We start from the raw sequence: 18,968 nt of genomic DNA, 5'->3' as shown, positions 1-18,968 counted from the left end.
GGACAGCTGACCTTACCGATCTTCAGGGCTCTCGGCCAATGGGCTCAGGGTGAACCGCCAGCATCGCGGATTGTTGCAGTCGGGCAGGGGTGGAACAGGTCGATGCGATAGGCGCCGTGGTCGCTGGTCCGGGGCTGGCCCAGAAATCCGGCCAGCAAGTCAACGGCACTGGCACCGTCCAGCGGCTCATCCGTGGGGCCGGTCCAGTTGACGGCGACGACAGGACCGCGCGAACGGGTCAGCAGCCAGTCGGCCAGTTCGCGGATCTCCTCCGGTGTCAGGAAATACAGCACCTCTGACAGCAGAACCAGATCGGGGCGGATGTCCGGCAGGCCCTGTGGCGCCGTGCCCTGAATCACGGTCACCTGCGCCATGTCCGCCAGTGTTGTCCGGGCCAGCCGGGCCGCTGCCGGAATGCACTCCATCACCGTAAGATGCCGGCAGCGCGGCGCCAGAAGGCGGGCCAGCGTGCCATTGCCGCAGCCGATTTCCAGCGCAAGCCGGAATGGCCCCTGACCGATGGCGGCAAGGGTCGTGTCGTATTTCCCGGCCTCATAGGCGCTGCTGCGATGATGCCAGGGATCGTCGCTGGCAGCATAAAGCCGCGACAGATGGTCAAGAACATCCTTACGGGGCAATGACGATCTCCGGGTGGGCAAGGAAATGCGCCTGCTGCCAGTCCTCCATGACGAAACCATCTGCATCGTCGTCGATCAGCGCGCTCATCTGGGTGCGGTGACAGGCCAGCGCCGCCGCCTTGGCCGCCCGCGCCGCGCCGGATGCGTGGATCAGCCGCGCAGGGGAGGTGCGATCCCTAAAACGGCCCCAGATCGGATAGAAGGCCAGCGCGATGTCGGGGCGCCGTGCCGCCAGATGCCGCGCAAGCTGCGCGACCCGCTCATGGTCGATATGCGGATCGCCGTCCCAGCTTGCCATGACCATCGCGCGATCCGGCACAAGTCCGGAGATTTCGCGGGCCGCGGCGTCGTCCGAGGGTGCGGCGCAATCGGGGTGGCCAAGCCAGTCGATCCGCGCCTGCGGGGCAAGGACCGCCACCGCGCGGGACAATTCGGCACGTCGTTCCTGCGCCAGCCGCTGCGCTGGCCACCGGCGCGAATTGGGATGTGACCTGGTGCCGTCGGTGACACAGATGATATGGCAATCGGCGCCACGTGATGCGGCGTCGAAGATCAGCGCCCCGCAGCCCAGAGTCTCATCATCGGGGTGGGGCGCCAGCACGACCAGAGGCCGGTCGCCCAGCAATTCCCCGACCGTGATCTGCGGCGCGTGGGTCAGTGCCTCCAGAAATCCGCTCATCCGATCCACCGCTGCCGCAGGTTGGGATCGGCAAGGATGCGGTCCGTCGATGCCAGCATCAGCCCGTCCGGGTTCGCCTGCCGCAGATAAAAGCTCAGATCGCGCCGGATCCGGTCCGCCGGATGAGCCGTCGCGAAAGACGCCGCGCCAAGCGCCTGATCCATCGCGTTCAGCAGCGAGACAGCCTCGGTGGCGGTGCGCAGCCGCGCGAGGATGGCGGTTTCGGCATCGCTGGCCACCGCATCCGGCCTTTCGACCGCGCGGGCAGCCTGTGCCAGCCACAGCCGGGCGGTTTCGCAGGCCAGGATCATTCTATGCAGCCGCATCGCCTGCAAGGGCGTATCCGCCTGCCCGCGTTCGTGCAACTGATCGGCGGTTATCGCCGTCAGCGCCCGCATCGCCCCCAGTTGCACCGCGGCATAGCGCCAGACCCCGCCATGAAAATGCGGCTCGACCAGATAGGCGTCGGGCGGGCCCAGCAGGGTTGCATCGGATAACGCCATCCCGTCCAGATCGCAGCGCCCCGAGGCGGTGGCCTTCATGCCCGACACCTGCCATTCCTGCGCAAACAGCCGCCCACGCAGCTGCGCGCGGCTGAACAGCAACAGGCGCAGACTGTCGCCCTGTTTCGCGGTGACGATGATCCGGTCCAGCACATCGGCGCCGCTGGCAAATTGCTTCTGGCCACGCAGGATACCGCCCTCGATCCGCGCCGGATCGCGCCCATCCGCGCCCCAGATGCCATAAAGAGCACCGCGGCGCAGATCACCAACCGGACCTCCGTGCAGGATGACCAGCTTGACGGCATTCACATGGCCCTCGAAAAGACGTCCCGCCGACAGGCTGGCGCGGCCGATGGTCTGCAAGGCGTCCAGCAGTTCCAGCGGGTTTTCGGGGTGATGGGCCAGCCGCGCAGACGCCACCAGCAGCCCGCTGTTGCGCAGGGCTGCGGCAAGGGTGGGACCGGACGGTCCGTCCTCGCCATCGGGCGGGGCATCTGCGATCAGGCGGGCTGCCCGTGCCGCGGGGTTCATGCCGCCCTGTCCCGTGCCGTCTGCATCCATCGCGCAAAATGCGTGCGAACCGTGGTGGCGACAAAATGGTTCAGTTCCGGCAGGTCCCGCTCCAGATCGCTTGCGCGCAGGCGGGTTCCGTATATCCGCGCCCGATCGGGAAAGCCCGGCGGGCGACCGGCCAAGGCCTCTGCCCACAAGCGACGCAGCGCCTCCAGTGGCAGCATCGCCTGATCCGCCAGAGGATCGCCGTCGCACATGCGCTGTCGCAGGCACTCGGCCATGCCGCCCTGCGCCCGACCGTGCAGCCGTGCGGAAACCCGAACGCGCATGTCGTCGGCATAGCGGATCCGCAGCCCGTGGGCCTCTGCCCGATGCACCAGCGCGCGATCTTCGCCGGCATCCACGCAGGGCAGCCCGCCGATGGCCCGATAGGCCTGTGCACGAATGGCCATCGAAGCCCCGGATTCCATGTAATGAGGACGTGCCGCCGATACCGCCTGCCGTCCCGCCATCTGATCGAGGCAATGGCGGATTTCATGCACAAGCGCAGCATAAGCGCCCTCTGCCCGCGTGATCCGCGCGCCCGAGGCTGTCGCCAGCACATGATCCACGCAGGCGGTAATGGCGCCGCAAACCAGATCGGCCCCCATGACCACCGCGCCCAGGGCCGTATTGATCCAGCCGGGATCCGGGACCGCATCGCCATCGGTGGTCATCAACAGGGCATCACCCCGCGCCGCCATATCCATCGCGACCCGCCTTGCGCGCCCCGCGCTGGACTGATGGTCCGGAAACGAGACCTCGCGCAACTCGATCCGCAACGACGGTTGTGCGAAACCCCGCGCAATGGCGCTTGTCCGGTCGCCACAGTCATTGGCCAGAACGACAGCCGTCACCGGCAAATGACAGCGCGAGGCGGCAACAGCCAGCGCGCCCAGCAGCCTGCCGATCCGCGCCGCCTCGTTCCGGACGGGTATGGCAATGACGATCTGATCGGGCGGCGGCTGTAGCGACTGACTGATCTGGGCAACGCAAGAACCGTTCATAAGAACCTCCGCCATCATTTACCCATAGTGAACGATGGCCCCGGATCTTTCGTTCCGCTAACAAACAGCAGCCAGCCGACCGATGCAGTCGCAGCACGTTGACAACGGCGGTGACGAAGCCCGCCCGACCCTGCCGCAGCCGAGGTGTCCTTTCATCTTTACGCTTGTTGCGCTTCCGGGCTTCTGGTGCCTGTTCCACCATGGCGGGCGGCGCGGCATAGCTTACCGTCAGGCGGGAATCGGTGCCGCACCCTGGGCGATGGTCACAGGGCCGCCGCTTCGTCCAGTGCTTCGCGGCAGGCTTCTTCATCACCGGCAGCCAGAGCCGCCCGCGCCCGCTCGATCGCGGCGTCACGATCGCCGGACGCATCCCCGGCCTGCTCGACTGCTGTCGGTGCGCCTTCCTGCTGCGCCTGGGCATCGTCGCCCGACATCGCCAGATCCGCACCGGTCTGCTCGTCATTGCCGCCTTCCTGGAATTCGGCAGGGGTGCCGTCGCGGGCAACGCCCTCACCAGCCTCCTCGTCGGACGCCGCCGCTTCAGAGCCGTCATTCACCGCGCCGCCGTCCTCCAGCGGTGCCAGCGAACCGTCCTTGGCGATTCCTTCGGTTTCGCCATCCGCCTGATTTTCCAGCGCCGCCAGATCCGCCGCGCAATCGGCACTGGCAAGACCTGCCGTCAGCGCCCAGATCGCACCCGCCGCCATCAGTTTCGTACCGGTCTTCATTTCGGCCTCCCATCAAATGTGCCCCGACCCCATGTCGGAACGGGCCAGAAACAAGCAGGCTGTCGAAATGTTCCTGTCAGCTATTGAGCAATGCGGCGGATTGGCCGGATACAGCGCGGCGGTCCGACCTGCTCATGTCCTCAGCCGCTTTCTAAGAAGCAGCCTCTTCCTTAGGGAAAGGTGCCAGTGTAAAGCCGAGAGCCTTGGCGCGCCGTTGAAGGTTCGACAGCACGCGTTGCCGGTGTCGCTCGTCGTAGGCTGTCGCCCCTGATCCTGGTAGGTCATATCGATGCCTCCTCAACTGCGGCCTTGGCATCACCAGGATATGGCTTTATAGAAACACCCAAGCTGTTGCCCGGCTGGCGGAACTGGTAGACGCAGCAGGTTTAGGTCCTGCCGCCGAAAGGCGTGGGGGTTCAAGTCCCTTGCCGGGCACCATTATCTTTTTAAATTCATGTAACTTCAATGGATTGCATGACCTTCGCCTTTCTCAGCCGGTAGCATCCAAGGACGTGGTTGAAAGTTGCGCCGCGGAGGTGTTGTAACCGGGGTGGCCGTCGAGGGCGTCGGTTTATGGTGGAGTTACCAGCTTTAACCACTGACCGAAGAGAACCCCGATGACCAAGGCCAACATGCCCGTGATCGAGCTGCTGCAACAGCATGACGAGGGAGATTTTCTGCGCGCCGTGACCGAGGCTGTGCTTCAGACGCTGATGGAGCATGATGTCGAGGGCAGGATTGGCGCTGGCCTCTAGGAATGCTGTGAGGGTCGACGGGCTTATTGCAACGGCTAACCGATGATCCAGAATGGCTATCCGAGAATTTACACCAGCTTGACGGACGCTGCCTCCCAGCACCCTACGACGGTTGCTGATCTCCCAGAACGAGGAGATCAGAACATGTCGAAACGCAGGAACCTTGACGCGGGCTTCAAGGCTTGTGTGGCGCTGGAAGCCGTGAAAGGCGAGCGCACCGTGTCGGAGCTGGCCGCAGAATACGGCTTGCATCCGACAATGATCCACTAGTGGAGAAGGCGCTGCTCGAAGGGGTGACGGACATCTTTGATCGCGGCGGGAAGAAGAAGGCCGAGGTCGATGAGGACACGGTGTGGTCGCTGCACGCCAGGATCGGAGAGCTGGCCGTGGGCAACGATTTTTTGTCGCGAAAGCTCAAACCTTGGACCGGCAAGTGTGGCGCGCGATGATCCTGACGCATATTCGCGACCAGCATCGGCTGAGCCCGGGCAGCTATGGCAGGCCGCGCATGACCGAGGACCGTAAGCGGTGAAAAGACCCCATGTTTCTATAAATCAATGACTTAGCGATACTGGCGTCATCTGATCAAAGGAGGTGACAATGCTGGACGGAGAGGTTCCGGAAGAAGTTGAAACGGTCTGGGGCTTTGCCGTCCCGACCATGCCCAACGGGCGTCGCAAATGGCCCGAGGCGCTCCGCGCCATGGCAGTCGAACGGATCGAGGCCGGTGCCAGCGTCCGCGAGATCGCCGAAGAAATCGGCGCGCACCAGTCCCTGGTGGCGGTATGGGTCAAGAACGCCAGACCCGGCGATGCCGAACCCACGTTTTTCGAGGTCCTGCCGCCAACATCGGCGAAACCTGGACGCAGCGCCAGATCCAACCCACCCGTGGCGGATGATGCAGCATCCTGCCGGGTCCGTCTCGGGGATGCGGATATTGCGATACCGCCTGGTTATCCCGCCGCTCATCTTACCGAGATCCTGCGTGCCGTGAGGGCCTCGGCATTGATTTCCCCTTCCGGCGACATTGTTGCAGAAGTCGTTTTCAGGACATAATGCCGCTTTTCCCGGCTGAGTTCATGCCACGCGTTCGATCTGGGCGGTGCCGAGGGCATTGAAGCGGTTCATCAGGGCCACGCGGATGTGGATCTCGGCTGTCTGACGGTCGGGGTCCCTCGAGGCGATCCGCTCGCCGAAGGATTTCAGGTTCCTCATCCGGGCCTCGACCCGGCTGCGGACTTGGTCGCCGGACCATCTTTTCCAAATCGTCCGGCCGAGACGCCGGGTTGCCCTCAGGATGTCGTTGCGGGCCAGGGCAGCGGGGCAATCTTCTTTCCAGAGGCGGCCATTTCTGCGGATGGGAATGATCCCTGTGCCACCGCGCGCGAGGATCGCCGAATGGCAACGGCGGGTGCCTTCGGCGCCATCACCGGTAACGGTGCCGATTTCCTCGTCTTCCGGGATCTGGTCCAGAAGATCAGGGAGAACGGGGCTGTCGCCCTCACGGCTGGAGGTGAATTCCACCGCCCGGATGTCGCCGGTCGCCGTGTCCATCGCCAGATGGACCTTGCGGTACTGGCGCCGGCGGTGGGTGCCATGCTTCCTCGCCAGCCACTCTCCGTCACCCAGGAACTTGATCCCGGTGCTATCCACCCGCAGGTTCAGAGCGCCCGGAGCCCGGCGCGACGAAAGCTGGACCGTGATTGTCTTCTGGCGGCGGCTGAGCGTGGAGAAGTCCGGGACCGGCCAGTCCAGACCAGCCATCTCAAGGATGCTGGCGACCAGTCCGGTCGTTTGCCGAAGCGGCAGGCCGAAGAGCACCTTCATCATCAGGCAGAACTGGATGGTGGCGTCGGAGAAGACCGGCGGACGTCCGGGCTTGCCTGCCTTCGGCGCAGGCCAGTCCATGTCCCGGTCCAGCCAGACGAGCAGAGATCCGCGCCGCTTCAGCGCGTCGTTATAGGATTGCCAGTTGGTCGTACCGTAGCGGGCAGGTTCGGGCTTGCTCATGGCAGGCTCTTAACCCACCAGATTCACGCCGTGAATCCCGGATGATGATCAGTTCTGCAACAACGCCGCCCCGATCTGATCGCATTGTTGCGGGCCGAGGCCGGAAAACCGGTGACGGATCACGATAGCCGCGCCATGCCCGCGATCCTCAAGACGCATCCGCACCGCGTCGCGCTGACCCGCATCGGGCGGGTCGAGGTGTTCCAGAAGATCGGCGGGCCGGATACCGGCGGGGTTTCGCCCGTCGGGCCGCATACCCACGTTCTGCCGCAGCTTTTGCGTGCTCGACGCAGCCATTCGGCCAATACGCCGATCCCTGAGGGGCTGGTTCCGGTGGCAGGATTGCATCCGGAAAGCCCGATCATGGACAGTCTTGGCGCGGATCGCGATTTCGACCGGGCGGCCTTCGATGCATTTCAGCACATGCTGGTGGCGTGGGGTGACCCGGCCCGCCACAATCTGAAAGCCGAAATCTGGTATATGCTGGCGGCGGGCGATCCGCCCGACCGGATCGACCCACCCACCGACCGCTTCGGTCGTGCGGCCCTGCGCGTGGCGCTGCGGCAGGCCGAACGCCGCGACGGCGCGTCGGACCTGCTGTTACGCTGGCGCGCAGCCTTCGACCGCGAGTCCAACCAGTCCGAGGATGCGGACACGCCGGGCCATTAACCCTCCTCGAAGCGGAAGATCGCGAGGCTGCGTTCGCGTTCGTTCACGGCCAGTTTGCGGTTGATCGGGGCATGGGCACGGGCGGGGCAGTTCTGCCGCTCGCACAGATAGCAGTTCAGCCCGATATCGACGGGCTTGCTGCGGTCGAGGTCGATGCCGTCGGCATAGATCAGGCGCGGCGCATAGGCCACGTCGCAGCCCAGACCGATGGCCAGCCGTTGCGAGGGGGCGCCGTGGCTGCCACCCGCCCGGCTGACCGTGCGCGCGATCGAGAAATAGCTGGCTCCTTCCGGCATTCGGATCACCTGGGTCTGGACCTGATCGGGGGTCTCGAAGGCGGAATGGATGTTCCATAGCGGACAGGTGCCGCCAAAGCGCGAAAACGGAAAGCGCCCGGCGCTGAAACGTTTCGAGATATTCCCGGCCCGGTCCACACGCACGAAGAAGAAGGGGATGCCGCGCGCCTGCGGGCGTTGCAGCGTGGACATGCGATGGGCGGTCTGCTCGAAACTGGTGCCGAAACGGTGGCTGAGCAGTTCGACATCATAGCGGGTGCTTTCGCAGGCGGCCAGAAAGCGGCCATAGGGCATCAGCAGGGCTGCGGCGAAATAATTCGCCAGGCTGACCCGCATCAGGCTGACCGCTGCCGGATCGGGCAGCGCCGCGCCCGCGACCAGTGCGGCGATGATGTCCTCGGCCTCCAGCCGCGCCAGCAGAACGCCGATCTGGAAGCGCCGGCTGGACTGACCCAGCAGTTCCGACAGCAAGAGCTCCTTGCGGTGCTGGTCGAACCGGCGCAACTGATCGCCCATCACCGGGGCAGGCAGGATGCGGACATGAATGCCATGTGCGCCCAGCCGGGCGCTGAGCGCGACATGGGGTTCGTTGCGGTGCAGGGCCAGTTCCTCGGCCAGCGCCTCGGCGGCGCGGTCCAGCGGATCGACATGGTTGCCGCGGGCATAGAACCATGCGCGCACCTGCTCGACCGGGCGCGTGGTTTCGGCCAGCGCCTCGACCTTGTCGCGGTCGGTCATCGGGTTGGCGTCGGCCTGCGGCATCACCAGCGCCTCGCGGTAACGGTCATGCAGCCGCACGAACGCCGCCGCGATTCGCGGTGACGATTGCAGCACGGCCTCTATCTCGGCGCGCGGCAGACTGCCTGTCTCCAGCGCCGGGTCCTTCAGCGCCGAGGCGAAATCCGCCGCCAGCTGCGCATCCGCCGAGGGCGCAAGCTCGGTGATGTTCAGGTCATAGACTTCGGCCAGCCGCATCAGCAGCCGGGCCGAGGCCGGGCGCTGATCGGCCTCGATCAGGGTGATATAGCTGGCCGAGACACCCAGTTCCGCCGCCATCTGTGCCTGCGTCAGCCCCAGCGATTGCCGCAAGACCCGCAGCCGCTGGCCGATGATCAGTTTCTCTGTGCGCGCTGCCATCCCGTTCGCCTCTTGTAACAAAAATTACAATATATGTCGGGGTTGTCTGACATGAATGACAATAAAACCCCTTTGTTCAAACGATATGCTGCATCTGCGGCATAACATTACTAACCTGACATTACACGGAATCACCGGAGCCCACCATGCCCCTCGATCATTCTGCCATCACCATTCCGCCGCCCGTCATCCTGCGCGATGCACCCGGCGCCGATCATGTCCTGACCACCGAAGCACTGACCTTCGTGGCCACGCTTCAGGCGCGCTTCGGCCTGCGCCTTCATGCGCTGATGGTCGCCCGGCAGCGCCGTCAGGAGCGCATCGACCGGGGCGAGTTGCCCGATTACCTGCCCGAGACGAAAGAAATCCGGCAAGGCATCTGGCAAGCCGCCCCGGTGCCCGAGGCGCTGGCCGATCGCCGGGTCGAGATCACCGGCCCCGTGGATCGCAAGATGATGATCAACGCGCTGAACTCGGGCGCGAAAGTCTTCATGGCCGATTTCGAGGATGCGACCTCGCCCGGTTTCGCCAATATCATCGCGGGCCATGCGAACATGCTGGATTACCGCGACGGCACGCTGCAACATGACGATCCGAAGACCGGCAAGTCCTATCGCATCGGCCTCGATCCCGCGTTGCTGATCGTTCGCCCGCGCGGACTGCATATGGCGGAATCGAATGTGCTGATCGGCGGCCAGCCGGTTTCGGCCGCGCTGTTCGATTTCGGGCTGAACATCTTTCACAATGGCCGCGCGCTGGCTGCTTCGGGACGCGGGCCGTTCTATTACCTGCCCAAGCTGGAAAGCCATCGCGAGGCGAAGTTCTGGAACGAGGTGTTCCTGTTCGCGCAGGACAAGATCGGTCTCGCCCCCGGCACGATCAAGGCCACGGTGCTGATCGAGACCCTGCCTGCCGCTTTCGAGATGGATGAGATCATCTGGGAACTGCGCGACCATATCGCCGGGCTGAACTGTGGCCGGTGGGATTATATCTTCAGCTATATCAAGACGCTGCGCAATCACGGCGCCTATGTTCTGCCCGACCGGGCAGAGGTCACGATGGACCGCGCCTTTCTGGCGACCTATGCTGCGCGGCTGGTCAAGGTGTGTCACCGCCGGGGCATCCATGCGATGGGCGGCATGGCCGCCGCGATCCCGGTGAAGGGCGATCCCGCCGCCAACGAGGCCGCATTCGCGAAGGTGCGCGAGGACAAGCGGCGCGAGGTCGAACTGGGCCATGACGGCACCTGGGTTGCCCATCCCGATCTGGTGCCGGTCGCGCGCGAGGTCTTCGATGCGGCCATGCCGGGGCTGAACCAGATCCGCCGCCAGCGTCAGGATTACCGGATCGAGCCCGCCAAGCTGTTGGCCCCGCATCAAGGTCAGGTGACCGAGGCCGGTATCCGCACCAATATCTCGGTCGCCATCGAATATCTGGCGCAATGGCTGCAAGGCCGCGGCGCGGTGCCGATCAGCAACCTGATGGAGGATGCCGCCACCGCCGAGATCAGCCGCGCGCAGCTGTGGCAATGGCGCCGGCACAATGCGCCGGTGGTGCTGGCCGATGGCGGCGAGGGCCGGCTGACGGACGAATGGTTCGGGCAGCTGGTGCAGGAGGAAATCCTCCGCATCCTCGGACGCCTTGGCCCGAACGGTTTTCATCGCGGCCATTACGCCAGTGCCGCGCGGATCGTGCAGGAGGCGGTCACGGCCGACGTGCTGCCCGACTTCATCACCACCCCGGCCAGTCGTGTCCTGAACGCATTGGACTGAACCCCATGGACATCATTCGCACGCTTTCCCCCTTCGGCGGGCCGATCCCCGGGGACTGCTCTCCGGACAATACCCCGTCGCAATCCGAACCCGTCAAAACCAGAACCGACCATGTTGAAAGGAAACAATATGAAGAACCGAAAGACTTTTTCGGAAATCCGTGCCGAGCTCCTGTCGCGCTACCCCTCCGGGAATACGCCGGGTGGCGTTACGGTCGATGACATCGTGCAACTGCGGTTGCAAAGCACCTATGACACGCATCTGGACATCGCCCGCGACATGGCAACGGTGATGCGCGCCGACATGGCCGCCTATGATGCCGATACCTCGAAATTCACGCAAAGCCTTGGCTGCTGGTCGGGCTTTCACGCCCAGCAGATGATCAAATCGGTCAAGCGCCTGCGCGGCACGGCCAGGGGCACCTATGTCTATCTGTCGGGCTGGATGGTTGCCGGCCTGCGCAACCGCTGGGGTCATCTGCCCGACCAGTCGATGCACGAAAAGACCGCCGTGGCCGATCTGATCAACGAGATCTATGTCTCGCTGCGGCAGGCCGACGAGGTGGCGCTGAACGACCTGTTCAAGGCGCTGAAAGAGGCCGGTACGGATGCGGAACGCCAGCGTGCCATCGCGGCGATCGACGGTTTCGAATCCCATGTCGTGCCGATCATCGCCGATATCGACGCGGGCTTTGGCAACGAACATGCCACCTATCTGCTGGCCAAGGAACTGATCAAGGCCGGCGCCTGCGCGCTGCAGATCGAGAACCAGGTGTCCGACGCCAAGCAATGCGGCCATCAGGACGGCAAGGTCACCGTCCCGCGCGAGGATTTCATCGAAAAGCTGCGCGCCTGCCGTCTGGCCTTCGAGGAGCTGGGTGTCGATGACGGCGTGATCGTGGCGCGCACCGACAGTCTTGGCGCCGGTCTGACCCAGAAGGTGCCGGTCAGCCAGCGCCCCGGCGATCATGCCGCCGAGTATCTCAAATGGCTGAAAACCGCGCCGATCTCTGACGCCAATCCGATCCGTGAGGGCGAGCTGGCCATCTGGCAGGGTGGCGAATTCGTCAAGCCTGCCCGCCTGCCCAACGGGCTGTTTCCGTTCCGCGAAGGTACCGGCCGCGCCCGCGTGATCGAGGACTGCATCGCCAGCCTGCGCGACGGCGGCGCGGACCTGCTGTGGATCGAGACCGACACGCCCAATGTCGACGAAATCGCCGGAATGGTCGCCGAGATCCGCAAGGAAGTGCCGGATGCCAAGCTGACCTATAACAACTCGCCCAGCTTCAACTGGACGCTGAACCTGCGCAAACAGGTCCGCGCGCAGTGGATCAAGGAAGGCCGGATCAACGAGGCCGACTATCCCGACGGCGTTGAGCTGATGAAGGCCGATTACGACGACACCGATCTGGGCCACGAGGCCGACACGCGTCTGCAACGCTTCCAGACTGACATCTCGGCGCGGGCGGGCGTGTTCCACAACCTGATCACCCTGCCGACCTTCCACCTGACCGCGAAATCGGTGGATGAGCTGTCGCACGGCTATTTCGGCGAGCAGAAGATGCTGGCTTATGTCAAGACCGTGCAGCGCGAGGAAATCCGTCGCGGCATCAGCGCGGTCCGGCACCAGCACGAAGTCGGCTCGGACCTTGGCGACACGTTCAAGGAAATGGTCGCGGGCGAGCGCGCGCTGAAAGCGGGCGGACACGCGAACACCATGAACCAGTTCGCCGCCGAATAAACCCGGATCCGGTCGGCGGCCTTCTGGCGTTGGACCCGCCGCCCGGTGCGCCGCCCCGAAAGGGGCGGCGCTTTGCCCCTGCATCCGCGACTTGCCACCAACACCGTCAGGCGCTAGGGGAAGGGTGTCGGTTTCCGCAAGGAATTGAAAGGGAATCCGCCGGGGTGTTTCACGTCCCGAACCGGAACTGCCCCCGCAACTGTAGGCGGTGAGCCCGGCTCGGAATATGCCACTGGACCCAGGGTCCGGGAAGGTCGAGCCAGCTGTGACCCGTCAGTCAGGAGACCTGCCGGCGACGTTTGACCAATCCGAGCGGGTCGGCTCGGGAGGGGATTGTGTTCGGTGCCCCTGTATGCCCGACCGCAACCCGCCTGTTCGGCCTGCCCATAATGCAGCGGAAGGAAGCATTATGCTCAGGTTTACCACGGCGATTGTCGCCACATTTACGCTGGCGCCGATGGCGTTCGCGGCCACCGAATACCCGTTGACCCTGACAAGCTGCGGTCACGAGGTCAGCTTTGACAAAGCGCCCGAAAGCGTCGTCAGCGTCGGCCAGAGCACGACCGAGATCCTGTATATGCTGGGCCTTGCCGACAAGGTCGCGGGGACGGCGCTGTGGATCAATCCGGTCTTGCCGGAATTCGAGGAGGTCGATGCCGGGGTCGAGCGTCTTTCGGACAATGCCCCCAGTTTTGAAAGCGTGCTGGAAAAACGGCCCGGGCTGGTCGTCACCGCCTATGAATGGATGATCGGCCCGCAAGGCGCGGTCGGCACACGCGAGATGTTCGACGACGCGCAGATCCCCAGCTGGATCATGCCCGCCGAATGCGTCGGCAAGGACAATACCCAAAGCATGGATGGCGAACGCACGGTCATGTTCGACACCGCATTGCTCTATCAGGGCATCGAGGAACTGGCGGCGATCTTCGACGTGCAGGATCGTGGCGAGGAACTGATCGCCGACCTGAAGGCGCGCGAGGCGGCAGCGGTCGAACAGGCGCAGGCGCTGAACCTGCCCGAGGACGTGTCGGGCGTGTTCTGGTATTCCTCGGCCGATATCGGGATCGACCCCTATGTCGCCGGGGTGAATGCCGCGCCGGGCTGGATGCTGTCCAAGCTGGGGGTGCAGAACGTCATCACCTCGCAGGAGGAATGGCCGACCGTGGGCTGGGAAACCATCGCCCGCGCCAACCCGACCTTCATCGTCGCGGCCGAGATGAACCGCCGTCGCTTTCCCGCCGACGATATCGAGGTCAAGCGTGAATTCCTGACCGGCGATCCCGTCACCAGCGAAATGGATGCGGTGCAGAACGACCGCATCCTGACGATGGAAGCGAATGCCATGGACCCCTCGGTCCGTTCGATCTTTGCGCTTGAGGCGCTGTCGGATTCGCTGGCCGGGTTCGGTCTGACGCAATGAACCAACGCGCCGCGACTCGTGGTATGGGCTGGCTGTGGCTGTCCCCACTGGTGCTGGCCGCGGCGCTGCTGTTCGGCACGGCGGTCGGCGAGACGCGTATCCCGCTGGCCACCGTGATCGAGGTCATGGCGGTCAAGGCCGGTCTGTCCTCGCAGGTGCTGGACCCGATCGACGCCAGCGTGATCTGGCATTACAGGCTGTCGCGTGCCGTGGTCGCGGCCTGCGGCGGGGCCAGTCTGGCGCTGTCGGGGCTGATCCTTCAGGCGCTGCTGCGCAACCCGCTGGCCGAGCCCTATCTGCTGGGGATCTCGGCCGGGGCCTCGACCGGGGCGGTCATCATTGCGGTGGCGGGCGTCGGTGGCGGGCTGGTCAGCATGTCCGCCGGAGCCTTTGCGGGCGCGTTGACCGCCTTCGCGCTCGTCGCGGGCCTGGCGCGGGTCGCAGGTGGCGGGACAGGCCTGCGAGGGGCCGGGGTCATCATCCTGGCAGGCATCGCCGGATCGCAGATGTTCAACGCCCTGACCGCGCTGATCATCGCGCAATCGGCCAGCGCCGAACAGGCGCGGGGCATCATGTTCTGGCTGCTGGGCAACCTTTCTGGTGTGCGCTGGCCCGATACCCGGCTGGCGGTGCCGATGGCGGCGCTGGGGCTGGGGGTGACGCTGTGGTATGTCCGCGCTCTGGACGCCTTCACATTTGGCGCTGATGCCGCCGCTGCGCTTGGCATTGATTTGCGGCGCACGCAGGCGGTTCTGATCGGCACGGCGGCGCTGGTGACGGCGGTGATGGTCTCGATCGCCGGGGCCATCGGCTTTGTCGGGCTGGTCGTGCCCCATGCGATGCGCTTTCTGGTCGGCAGCCGTCATGCGCGGCTGGTTCCGGCCACGGCACTGGCCGGGGCGGTGTTTCTGGTACTGTCGGATGTGGTCTCGCGCATCGTCATTCCGGGGCAGGTGCTGCCCATCGGTGTCATTACCGCGCTGGTCGGCGCGCCCGCCTTCGCCGTCGTCATGATCCGGGGACGGCAGCGATGACCGCGCTGCTGGAGGTGATCGGCGCCAGTCGCACCGCGCAGGGACGCGATATCGTTGCCGATGTCAGCGTCGCCTTGCGGCCGGGCGAGATGCTGGGCCTGATCGGGCCGAACGGCTCGGGCAAATCGACGCTGCTGGGCATGATGGCGGGGCTGTTGCGGCCCTGCCGGGGTCAGGTCCGGCTGAACGGCCAACCGATGGAGCGCCTGCGTCGCCGCCAGATCGCCCAGCATCTGGCCCTGGTCGCGCAATCGGCCGAGACGGGCGACCGCATCACCGTCCGCGAGGCGGTCGAGCTGGGTCGCACACCGTGGCTTGGCCCCCTGCGACCGTGGCGGCCCGAAGATGACGCGGTCGTCGCAGACGCTCTGCAGGCCGTGGGCATGGCGCATATGGCCGCGCGCGACTGGTCGTCGTTGTCGGGGGGCGAACGCCAGCGGGTCCATATCGCCCGCGCCCATGCGCAGGCGCCGCGGATCCTGCTGCTGGACGAGCCGACGAACCACCTGGATATCCACCATCAGCTTGGCATCCTCGACCTGATCGCCGGGCTTTCGCTCACCACCGTCATCGCACTCCATGACATGCATCACGCCCTGCGCTGCGACCGGATCATGGTGATGCGCGAGGGCCGTTGCGTGGCTTTCGGCCCACCGGTCGATGTCCTCACCCCGGCCCTGATCCGCGACATCTTCGCGGTCGAGGCCGAACTGATCCCCCATCCGGGCGGTGGCCGCCCTGTCTTTGCCTTCCAACGCCTTGCCTGAAAGGAAACCCCATGCTGTTCCGCATTGCCCTGCTTGCCTGTCTGATGCCCCTTTCTGCCATGGCCGAGGTGCATGAGGTCAGGATGCTCAACCGCAACGACACCGGTGCGATGCCCTTCGAGCCCGATTATCTGGTGATCCAGCCCGGCGACACGGTGAAGTTCCTTGCCGCCAATCCCGGCCACAATGCCGCCACCATCGACGGCATGATCCCCGAGGGGGGCGAGAAATTCATCGGCAAGATCAACGAGGAAATCGAGGTCACGCTGGATGCCGAGGGCATCTGGGGCATCAAATGCTCGCCTCATTACACGATGGGCATGGCAATGCTGATCCAGGTCGGCGACACGCCCGCGACCGAGGCCGACCTGCCCGACGATCTGCCCGCCCCCGTCCATCAGCGGATGCTGGAGATCCTGGAACGCCGCGACGCCGCAAACTGAACCCACCTCGGGGCGGTTGGGACGGGCATTGATGGTGTAACTGCCCCCCGACGGCATTGATGTGCCAAGGTGGGATCGCAACAATCCAACTTGGGCGGCGGTCATGTCGGAGATTACCACAATCGGACTGGATCTGGCGAAGAATGTGTTTCAGGTCCACGGAGCAAATGGAGATGGACGGGCACTTGTCCGTCGGAAGCTGCGCGGGGCGCAGGTTCTGGGCTTCTTCAGCGCGCTGCCACCTTGTCTCGTGGCGATGGAGATGGGGTGGTTGCCGCCCTCCCTCGACGGCATCGCAATGTGCCAGGATCGTGGTGTTCAACGCCACGCAAAGGAAAGGACGGCAAATGAAGGATACAATGATTGGGGTGGATCTGGCAAAGAACGTCTTCCAGCTTCACGGTGCCAGCATGGCTGGGCAGGTGAAGTTCCGCAAGAAGGTGACACGAGTCCAGTTCCGGCACTTCATGGCGCAGCACGAACCCGCCATCATGGTGATGGAAGCCTGCGGTAGCGCAAGCTACTGGGCGCGAGAAATGGTCAGGCCTGGCCATGAGGTCCGGTGAATCGCGCCTCAATATGTCCGGCCTTTCGTAAAGCGCCAGAGGAATGATGCTGCCGACGCCGAAGCCATGGTGATCGCTGCACAACGCCCGGAAATGCGCTTTGTCGAACCGAAGACGGAAGAACAGCAGGCGCGCGCAATGCTGTTTCGTGGCCGGGAACGTCTTGTCCACCAGCGCACCGAACTGGTGAACGCGTTGCGATCACATCTCTACGAATACGGCCACGCCGTCCCGCAGGGCATTGGCCAGATAAGGCCTATTGAGGCGATCATTTTGGCCTCGAACAGCGACCTTCCGAAACTCGTCCGGGAGGAATGCCTGGATTTGCTCAAGCAGATCGCCGAGAAAACGACACGGATAGACTTAAAAATCAATAATATCAATATATTGGCGGCTAATGGGGGCATAGCGCGGCGACTTCCGACAATGCCAGGCGTCGGCCCTCTGAGCGCGCTGGCGATTGAGGCTATTGCGTCTGACATGGGGCGTTTCAGGCGAGGCAGGGACTTCTCAGCCTGGCTGGGACTTGTGCCCCGGCAGCATTCCTCGGGAGGAAAAGAGCGGCTCGCCGAAATCTTGGATCAGCGGGTCATAACCGATAATCAAATCGCCACTGTGCGCGCGGCGCTTCAGGAGATCAAGAAGGACATCGTCTTCGCCCGGGATCTTCCTGAGGAGATTCTCTGTCCCACTTGTGGCACGTCCCACCAGAACGATTTTGCCAATCGATACAGCATCATCGAGGATCGCGAGGCGTGCCTCGAACTCATTTCTGAAGCCTCGACGAAAATCCAGCAACTTGCGAAATTGGCAGCTTCCGTAGTGGCGGAGGCGCGAGACGCGGATGCCGCAATGGCGGAGATCCAGGCCGCGCTCGACGCCCGGCACAACGATGTCTCCTTGGCGGACGTCATCGAGGGCAAGGGCCGACGCATTGCATCTGATCTTTTTCGGGAGCAATTCGATAGTCTGACGGATGAGATCTCGAATCTCGTAAACGAAATCAAAGAGATCGAAGCGCAGCTGAGCGCGCTGAAGGACAGGAAGGGCGTTGATGGTGTAACCGCCCCCCGACGGCATCTGTGTGCCAGGGTGGGTTTGCGATGATCCACATAGGAGAGCGGTCATGTCGGAGGTTATCACTGTCGGGCTCGATCTGGCGAAGAATGTGTTCCAGGCTCACGGGGCTGATGCCTTGGGGCGTGTTCTTTTTCGCAAGAAACTGAGGCGGGATCAGGTTCTGCCGTTTTTCAGCCAGCAGCCGAGCTGCGTTGTCGCGATGGAAGCTTGCGGTGGCGCGCACTTCTGGGGCCGCGAGCTTGGCAAGCTCGGGCACGAGGTGCGGCTGATCCCGCCTGCCTATGTCAAACCCTTCGTCAAGCGCCAGAAGAACGACATGGCCGATGCCGAGGCCATCTGCGAAGCGGCGACACGCCCGACGATGCGTTTTGTGCCCGTAAAGAGTGAGGAGACCCAGGGGGCGGCAATGGTCTTCCGCATCCGGGAACTTCTGATCCGGCAGCGCACACAGGCAATCAACGCCCTGCGTGGGCATTTGGGCGAGTTCGGTCAGATCGTGCCGCAGGGTGCTGGCAACGCGGCTCGGCTGATTGCGATCATCGAGGACCCCGACAGCGGTCTGCCCGCCGATGCCATCGCCACACTTGATGTGCTGGTCGCGGCGCTCCGACACCTCGAAGCGGAGATCGGGAAGCTGGACGCCGAGATCAGCCGGCGGGCCAAGGATAACGAAGTCGCGCGGCGCTTGATGACAATCCCGGGCATCGGCCCCCTGATCGCAACGGCCATCGCCACACTTGCTCCCCCGCCTGAACTCTTCCGGAAGGGGCGGGACTTTGCAGCATGGCTCGGGCTCACGCCCCGCCAGCACTCGACGGGCGGCAAACAGCGGCTTGGCGCCACGACGAAGATGGGGGAACGGTCCCTGCGGCGCTTGATGATCATCGGCGCCAACAGCGTGGTCATCAAGCGGCACGTTCATGCCTCGGCTCGGCCAGGCACCTGGTTGGGCGGAATGCTGACGCGCAAGCCACCCATGCTGGTGCGGGTAGCGCTGGCGAACAAGATGGCGCGCATCGTCTGGGCTTTGATGGCCCACGGTGACGTCTACAAAGCTCCGGCCGCAGCGGCATAAGCCGTCAAGGTCGCGAGGACGTCGGAGCAAAAGAGGGCAAGGAGACGTTTGGCGCAACGGTCGTGAGACGGGATCAGAGGAACCAGCCTGCAACAAA

General features: G+C 64.3%; 19 protein-coding genes, 1 tRNA gene, 2 pseudogenes and 1 riboswitch. Of the genes and pseudogenes, 15 read left to right on the top strand and 7 right to left on the bottom strand.

What is annotated here, in order from left to right; genetic code table 11:
* Window positions 1–44: 44 nt before the first annotated feature.
* The 5 genes from JHW40_RS22155 to JHW40_RS22135 all read right to left on the bottom strand — a co-directional run bounded on the left by JHW40_RS22155 (window position 45) and on the right by JHW40_RS22135 (window position 4,107).
* Window positions 45–638 (bottom strand): SAM-dependent methyltransferase, encoded by a 594-nt coding sequence (locus tag JHW40_RS22155; protein ID WP_170851916.1) that lies wholly within the window; start codon window positions 636–638, stop codon window positions 45–47.
* The gene (locus JHW40_RS22150) at window positions 628–1,317 is read right to left on the bottom strand and encodes a PIG-L deacetylase family protein (RefSeq protein ID WP_090615918.1); all 690 of its coding nucleotides are present in this window, start codon (window positions 1,315–1,317) and stop codon (window positions 628–630) included. Before JHW40_RS22150 ends, JHW40_RS22155 begins: the two co-directional genes overlap by 11 nt.
* Window positions 1,314–2,351 (bottom strand): acyl-CoA dehydrogenase family protein, encoded by a 1,038-nt coding sequence (locus tag JHW40_RS22145; RefSeq protein ID WP_090615922.1) that lies wholly within the window; start codon window positions 2,349–2,351, stop codon window positions 1,314–1,316. The genes JHW40_RS22150 and JHW40_RS22145 overlap by 4 nt, the downstream gene beginning before the upstream one ends.
* On the bottom strand, window positions 2,348–3,379 hold the full coding sequence (locus JHW40_RS22140) for a glycosyltransferase family 2 protein (RefSeq protein ID WP_170851917.1): 1,032 nt from the start codon (window positions 3,377–3,379) through the stop codon (window positions 2,348–2,350). Before JHW40_RS22140 ends, JHW40_RS22145 begins: the two co-directional genes overlap by 4 nt.
* A gap of 263 nt (window positions 3,380–3,642) precedes the next feature.
* Window positions 3,643–4,107 carry a hypothetical protein gene (locus JHW40_RS22135; protein ID WP_090615929.1) on the bottom strand — a complete coding sequence of 155 codons (465 nt, stop codon included), beginning with the start codon at window positions 4,105–4,107 and terminating at the stop codon, window positions 3,643–3,645.
* Between the two features lie 353 nt (window positions 4,108–4,460).
* On the opposite strand from JHW40_RS22135, the gene JHW40_RS22130 reads away from it, so the two are divergent.
* From JHW40_RS22130 to JHW40_RS22110, 5 genes are all read left to right on the top strand, one after another.
* Window positions 4,461–4,545, top strand: a tRNA-Leu gene (locus JHW40_RS22130).
* A 179-nt stretch (window positions 4,546–4,724) separates the two neighbouring features.
* Entirely contained in the window at window positions 4,725–4,862 is a 138-nt protein-coding gene (locus JHW40_RS22125; protein ID WP_170851918.1) for a hypothetical protein, read from the top strand.
* A 144-nt stretch (window positions 4,863–5,006) separates the two neighbouring features.
* Window positions 5,007–5,132, top strand: coding sequence for a hypothetical protein (locus JHW40_RS22120; protein WP_272849129.1), 126 nt, complete (start codon window positions 5,007–5,009; stop codon window positions 5,130–5,132).
* Window positions 5,132–5,311: a hypothetical protein gene (locus JHW40_RS22115; RefSeq protein ID WP_090615935.1), complete on the top strand. Its 180-nt coding sequence runs from the start codon at window positions 5,132–5,134 to the stop codon at window positions 5,309–5,311. The genes JHW40_RS22120 and JHW40_RS22115 overlap by 1 nt, the downstream gene beginning before the upstream one ends.
* 151 nt (window positions 5,312–5,462) lie before the next feature.
* Entirely contained in the window at window positions 5,463–5,918 is a 456-nt protein-coding gene (locus tag JHW40_RS22110; protein WP_090615939.1) for a transposase, read from the top strand.
* A gap of 21 nt (window positions 5,919–5,939) precedes the next feature.
* On the opposite strand, the gene JHW40_RS22105 is transcribed toward JHW40_RS22110, so the two are convergent.
* The gene (locus JHW40_RS22105) at window positions 5,940–6,872 is read right to left on the bottom strand and encodes an IS5 family transposase (RefSeq protein ID WP_272849128.1); all 933 of its coding nucleotides are present in this window, start codon (window positions 6,870–6,872) and stop codon (window positions 5,940–5,942) included.
* Between the two features lie 54 nt (window positions 6,873–6,926).
* On the opposite strand from JHW40_RS22105, the gene JHW40_RS22100 reads away from it, so the two are divergent.
* Window positions 6,927–7,541 (top strand): DUF6925 family protein, encoded by a 615-nt coding sequence (locus JHW40_RS22100; RefSeq protein WP_419182488.1) that lies wholly within the window; start codon window positions 6,927–6,929, stop codon window positions 7,539–7,541.
* Here JHW40_RS22100 and JHW40_RS22095 read toward each other — a convergent pair.
* Complete coding sequence (locus JHW40_RS22095) at window positions 7,538–8,974, bottom strand: helix-turn-helix domain-containing protein (protein WP_090617770.1); 1,437 nt, start codon at window positions 8,972–8,974, stop codon at window positions 7,538–7,540. The two genes, JHW40_RS22100 and JHW40_RS22095, sit on opposite strands and share 4 nt — an antisense overlap.
* Before the next feature lie 146 nt (window positions 8,975–9,120).
* Here JHW40_RS22095 and aceB point away from each other — a divergent pair, with 146 nt between their 5' ends.
* The 9 genes and pseudogenes from aceB to JHW40_RS22050 all read left to right on the top strand — a co-directional run bounded on the left by aceB (window position 9,121) and on the right by JHW40_RS22050 (window position 18,871).
* Window positions 9,121–10,746, top strand: a complete 1,626-nt coding sequence (gene aceB / locus JHW40_RS22090) for a malate synthase A (RefSeq protein ID WP_090617768.1) — start codon at window positions 9,121–9,123, stop codon at window positions 10,744–10,746.
* Between the two features lie 129 nt (window positions 10,747–10,875).
* On the top strand, window positions 10,876–12,486 hold the full coding sequence (locus JHW40_RS22085; RefSeq protein WP_090617766.1) for an isocitrate lyase: 1,611 nt from the start codon (window positions 10,876–10,878) through the stop codon (window positions 12,484–12,486).
* A 111-nt stretch (window positions 12,487–12,597) separates the two neighbouring features.
* A riboswitch (cobalamin riboswitch) is annotated at window positions 12,598–12,794 on the top strand.
* 101 nt (window positions 12,795–12,895) lie between these two features.
* A complete protein-coding gene (locus JHW40_RS22080) occupies window positions 12,896–13,906 on the top strand; it encodes an ABC transporter substrate-binding protein (protein WP_090617764.1) in 1,011 nt (336 codons plus the stop codon).
* Window positions 13,903–14,940, top strand: a complete 1,038-nt coding sequence (locus tag JHW40_RS22075) for a FecCD family ABC transporter permease (RefSeq protein WP_090617762.1) — start codon at window positions 13,903–13,905, stop codon at window positions 14,938–14,940. Before JHW40_RS22080 ends, JHW40_RS22075 begins: the two co-directional genes overlap by 4 nt.
* Window positions 14,937–15,707, top strand: a complete 771-nt coding sequence (locus tag JHW40_RS22070) for an ABC transporter ATP-binding protein (protein ID WP_090617760.1) — start codon at window positions 14,937–14,939, stop codon at window positions 15,705–15,707. Before JHW40_RS22075 ends, JHW40_RS22070 begins: the two co-directional genes overlap by 4 nt.
* A gap of 11 nt (window positions 15,708–15,718) precedes the next feature.
* Window positions 15,719–16,150, top strand: coding sequence for a pseudoazurin (locus JHW40_RS22065; protein WP_090617758.1), 432 nt, complete (start codon window positions 15,719–15,721; stop codon window positions 16,148–16,150).
* A 103-nt stretch (window positions 16,151–16,253) separates the two neighbouring features.
* Window positions 16,254–16,412 (top strand): annotated as a pseudogene (locus JHW40_RS24355) (IS110 family transposase); the annotation flags it as partial.
* Between the two features lie 85 nt (window positions 16,413–16,497).
* Window positions 16,498–17,292, top strand: a pseudogene (locus tag JHW40_RS24350) (IS110 family RNA-guided transposase); the annotation flags it as partial.
* Between the two features lie 550 nt (window positions 17,293–17,842).
* Window positions 17,843–18,871, top strand: a complete 1,029-nt coding sequence (locus JHW40_RS22050) for an IS110 family RNA-guided transposase (protein WP_090618173.1) — start codon at window positions 17,843–17,845, stop codon at window positions 18,869–18,871.
* Window positions 18,872–18,968 lie beyond the last annotated feature (97 nt).

The sequence above is a fragment of the Paracoccus alcaliphilus genome (assembly GCF_028553725.1).
Taxonomy (GTDB): Bacteria; Pseudomonadota; Alphaproteobacteria; order Rhodobacterales; family Rhodobacteraceae; genus Paracoccus; species Paracoccus alcaliphilus.
This window is presented reverse-complemented; position numbering and strand designations above follow the sequence as displayed.

Coding starts and splice junctions, on each gene's coding strand:
- JHW40_RS22150 (WP_090615918.1), bottom strand. CDS start 1,317: ATGAGCGGATTTCTGGAGGCACTGACCCACGCGCCGCAGATCACGGTC.
- JHW40_RS22145 (WP_090615922.1), bottom strand. CDS start 2,351: ATGAACCCCGCGGCACGGGCAGCCCGCCTGATCGCAGATGCCCCGCCC.
- JHW40_RS22140 (WP_170851917.1), bottom strand. CDS start 3,379: ATGAACGGTTCTTGCGTTGCCCAGATCAGTCAGTCGCTACAGCCGCCG.
- JHW40_RS22135 (WP_090615929.1), bottom strand. CDS start 4,107: ATGAAGACCGGTACGAAACTGATGGCGGCGGGTGCGATCTGGGCGCTG.
- JHW40_RS22125 (WP_170851918.1), top strand. CDS start 4,725: ATGACCAAGGCCAACATGCCCGTGATCGAGCTGCTGCAACAGCATGAC.
- JHW40_RS22120 (WP_272849129.1), top strand. CDS start 5,007: ATGTCGAAACGCAGGAACCTTGACGCGGGCTTCAAGGCTTGTGTGGCG.
- JHW40_RS22110 (WP_090615939.1), top strand. CDS start 5,463: ATGCTGGACGGAGAGGTTCCGGAAGAAGTTGAAACGGTCTGGGGCTTT.
- JHW40_RS22105 (WP_272849128.1), bottom strand. CDS start 6,872: ATGAGCAAGCCCGAACCTGCCCGCTACGGTACGACCAACTGGCAATCC.
- JHW40_RS22095 (WP_090617770.1), bottom strand. CDS start 8,974: ATGGCAGCGCGCACAGAGAAACTGATCATCGGCCAGCGGCTGCGGGTC.
- aceB (WP_090617768.1), top strand. CDS start 9,121: ATGCCCCTCGATCATTCTGCCATCACCATTCCGCCGCCCGTCATCCTG.
- JHW40_RS22085 (WP_090617766.1), top strand. CDS start 10,876: ATGAAGAACCGAAAGACTTTTTCGGAAATCCGTGCCGAGCTCCTGTCG.
- JHW40_RS22080 (WP_090617764.1), top strand. CDS start 12,896: ATGCTCAGGTTTACCACGGCGATTGTCGCCACATTTACGCTGGCGCCG.
- JHW40_RS22075 (WP_090617762.1), top strand. CDS start 13,903: ATGAACCAACGCGCCGCGACTCGTGGTATGGGCTGGCTGTGGCTGTCC.
- JHW40_RS22070 (WP_090617760.1), top strand. CDS start 14,937: ATGACCGCGCTGCTGGAGGTGATCGGCGCCAGTCGCACCGCGCAGGGA.
- JHW40_RS22065 (WP_090617758.1), top strand. CDS start 15,719: ATGCTGTTCCGCATTGCCCTGCTTGCCTGTCTGATGCCCCTTTCTGCC.
- JHW40_RS22050 (WP_090618173.1), top strand. CDS start 17,843: ATGTCGGAGGTTATCACTGTCGGGCTCGATCTGGCGAAGAATGTGTTC.